This is a genomic window from Chloroflexota bacterium (assembly GCA_026389585.1).
In the GTDB taxonomy this organism is placed as follows: domain Bacteria; phylum Chloroflexota; class Dehalococcoidia; order UBA2247; family RBG-13-53-26; genus JAPLHP01.
Genome location: JAPLHP010000044.1, coordinates 1 through 3,138, shown reverse-complemented (window position 1 = coordinate 3,138; position 3,138 = coordinate 1). Strand labels below are relative to the sequence as shown.

The following is a 3,138-nucleotide window of genomic DNA, read 5'->3' as shown; positions in this document are numbered from 1 at the left end:
GTTATGATGATGGCTTGCCTGCCGGGAACCATGGGGACAACACGTCTGCGCAAGGACGGGAAGCCGGTGAATCACATTTTCGGCTTGGCTGCCATGGCTGAGTATGCCGTAGTTAAGGAGCGGTCCGTCGTGAAGGTGAGGCAAGACGCTCCCCTCGACAAGATTTGCATCATGGGATGCGGCGTCACGACAGGAATGGGTGCTGCTATGAACACGACCGGGATGAGGCCGGGTGAAAGCATAGTGGTGTACGGCAGTGGAGGAGTAGGCCTTAGCGCTATCATGGGCGCCAAGCTGGCTGGAGCCGGGAAGATCATCGCCGTCTCAAGATCCGACCGGAAACTGGCGGTGGCCAAGCAGCTTGGAGCCGACTATGTGGTCAAGTCCGGCGCGGAGGACCCAGTGGCAAAGGTCAAGGAACTGACCGGTGGAGGCGCCGATTATGCCATTGAGTGCGTGGGCAAAGCGGCCGTGATGATGCAGGCCTTCGGTTCCATCCGCAATGGGGGCAAGCTGGTGATAGCAGGAATGGCCCCCCTCACGGAGATTCTCACTATTATGCCATTCGAGTTTCTTCTAGGCAAGACGATTGTGGGCACGGTTCAGGGTGACATAGTGCATTCCGTCGACGTGCCAAGGTTCGTGGACATGTATATGCAGGGGAAGATCCCCCTGGACAAGATGATTAGCCACACCTACAAACTAGCTCAGGTAAACGAGGCTTACACCGCCCTCGAAAAGAGTGAGGTGATCCGGAGCGTGGTAAAGATATCGTAAGCACCGTAGATTCCGAATAACATACATTAGGGCACATCATTCCCTGGTGTGTCTTGAGAGGAGTTGCAATGGCTGACCTTACTTTTGATGCGGTCATATGTGGTGGTGGCAACAAAGCGCTTATGCTGGCCATGTACCTGTCCAAATATGCCGGCATGAGCGTCGGCATATTTGAAAGAAGGCATGAGATCGGTGGCGGGTTGGCCACGGAGGAGACCTCGGCCCCTGGGTTCCGCGGCAATACCCACGCCAACATAATGCTGCCCTGGTACTACGCGCCTCTCTGGCGTGATTTCCCCGACTTCTGGGAGTATGGCGGGCAGATTGACCAGTATCCGGTCAGCGATGGCGCGGTTTTCCTGAACAACAATACCTGTCTGGCAATATACAGCGAGAAGGAAGACCCCACGCAGGAGAAGACGGCCAGGGAGATTGCCCGGTTCTCCAAGAAGGATGCTGAGACATGGCTCAAGTTCTGGAAGCTGTGGCAGTGCGACGATTTTCAGAAAGTGACCGTTGATCCGTTAATGAATCCTCCTGACTGGCAGATTCAACCTGAGTTCTTCAACCGGCAACTCGCCGTATACCCCAGGTTGCTCGAGGCTGGCATCAATCCAGACTCACTGGTTCTGGCAGCCAGCCCCAAGCGGATAGTGAAGGAGTACTTCGAGAGCCCGGAGGTACAATACTGTTTTCTGAGGTTTGTTGTTTCCGCCTGTACCAACGTCAATGACGTGCAGCTGGGAACCACCGGAATAGGTATGTTCATGACAACGCCCACGATTGGCTACGCCCGGGGTGGTACGCATCAGATAGCCCATGCCTGCCACCAGATCCTGGTGCAGAATGGCGTCAAGTTCTTCACCCATGCTGAGGTATCCAAGGCCATCATCGAGAACGGGACCTGCACCGGCATCCGCCTGGTTGACGGCAGCCAGGTCAAGGCCAGGAAGATCGTGGTCAGTGCCGGCTTGAGCGCCTGGCAACTGGTCGAGCTGATGGGCAGGGACGTCATTGGGGAATCAATAGCCCGACGCGTCGACAACCTGTCGACCAGCAACATAGGTAATCTCATGTGGTACAGCTTTGCCCTCCACCAGGCGCCAAAGTATAAGGCTGCTTCCTTCAACCCGGATATCAACAAATGCGAATGGCTCGGGCTGACCAACGATGCCAATCCTGAGCACGTGGCTACCGAGTGTCATTATGCCAACATGGGGAAGATGCCCCCGATCGAGGACTATAATCCCGTCATCTGGTGCCACAGTCTGGCTGACCCAGCATACGCACCGCCCGGCAAGCATGTGGCCCAGTGCGAGATGCAGGGGCCGCGGGCCAGCGACCTCAGTGAGAAGGAATGGCTAGTGCTGAAGGAAAAGTTTGCCGACGATCTGATCAGCATCTGGCAAAAACATGCGCCCAACATGACGGCGGACAACATCATCGGTGTCGATACCAACAGCCCCTATGACAACCTCCGCCTGAAGAACCTGGCGCCTCATGGGAACTTCGCCGGGATCGACCGGACTCTCTGGCAATCCGGTCCTAACAGGCCCACACCAGAGCTGTCTAGCCACCGGACGCCTGTGAAGAACCTCTACTGCACAGGTGGCTTCTGGCCTATAGGTGGCAACGCCAGCGCAGAGGCGGCCTACAACTGCTATAAGACGATTGCCAGGGACATGGGTCTGGGCAAGCCTTGGGAGGAGAAAGGCAAGGAGGAGCCGGATTCCCTGGTCCATTATACTCGCTGGGCTACGAATAAGATGCGGGAGTCTTTCAAACCCCCAACAACACAATAAGGCGAGAGGTGCTTTCGGCAGGGCCGAGATTAATGGTAGTAATGTTGCCCTGGGGCAAATGTCAAGTGTATAATACTACGAGTAAAAACTCGCTTTGGCTGATTTCTGAAAACCTAAACAAGGAGGGAATGTGGCACAGAAATTCGACATAATAATCATCGGAGGTGGCCCCAACGGGCTAGAGATCGGTGCCTACCTTGCCAAGGCAGGCCAGAAATGTTTACTCCTGGAGAAGAGGTTCGAGGTCGGCGGAGGCCTGATGACAGAACAGGTGACCCTGCCGGATTTCTTCCACAATACCCACGCCATCTACCACATGATGGTGGATTACGCGCCGGTCTACCAGGATCTCAATTTCGATGAATACCTGGTCAAACACATTAAACCGGAGCTTCAGTGGGCCATGCCTCTGAAGGACGGCAAGTGCCTCTGCATCTATACAGATGTGGAGAAGACCTGTGCCTCTATAGCTAAGTTCTCCAAGAAAGATGCCGACAGCTATCGTCAGATGTACAAGCTGTTCGACGAGATGATGAAGAACATTGTCGGCCCGCAGACC

General features: G+C 55.2%; 3 protein-coding genes. All 3 read left to right on the top strand.

Annotated features, from left to right (window positions below):
• Positions 1–777 (top strand): zinc-binding dehydrogenase (locus NTZ04_03870; protein ID MCX5991453.1); only part of this gene is annotated, 777 nt, incomplete at its 5' end.
• A gap of 68 nt (positions 778–845) precedes the next feature.
• Positions 846–2,579, top strand: coding sequence for an NAD(P)/FAD-dependent oxidoreductase (locus NTZ04_03865; protein ID MCX5991452.1), 1,734 nt, complete (start codon positions 846–848; stop codon positions 2,577–2,579).
• 130 nt (positions 2,580–2,709) lie between these two features.
• The coding region (locus NTZ04_03860; GenBank protein ID MCX5991451.1) for an NAD(P)-binding protein at positions 2,710–3,138 on the top strand (429 nt) is incomplete at its 3' end.

Coding starts and splice junctions, on each gene's coding strand:
- NTZ04_03865 (MCX5991452.1), top strand. CDS start 846: ATGGCTGACCTTACTTTTGATGCGGTCATATGTGGTGGTGGCAACAAA.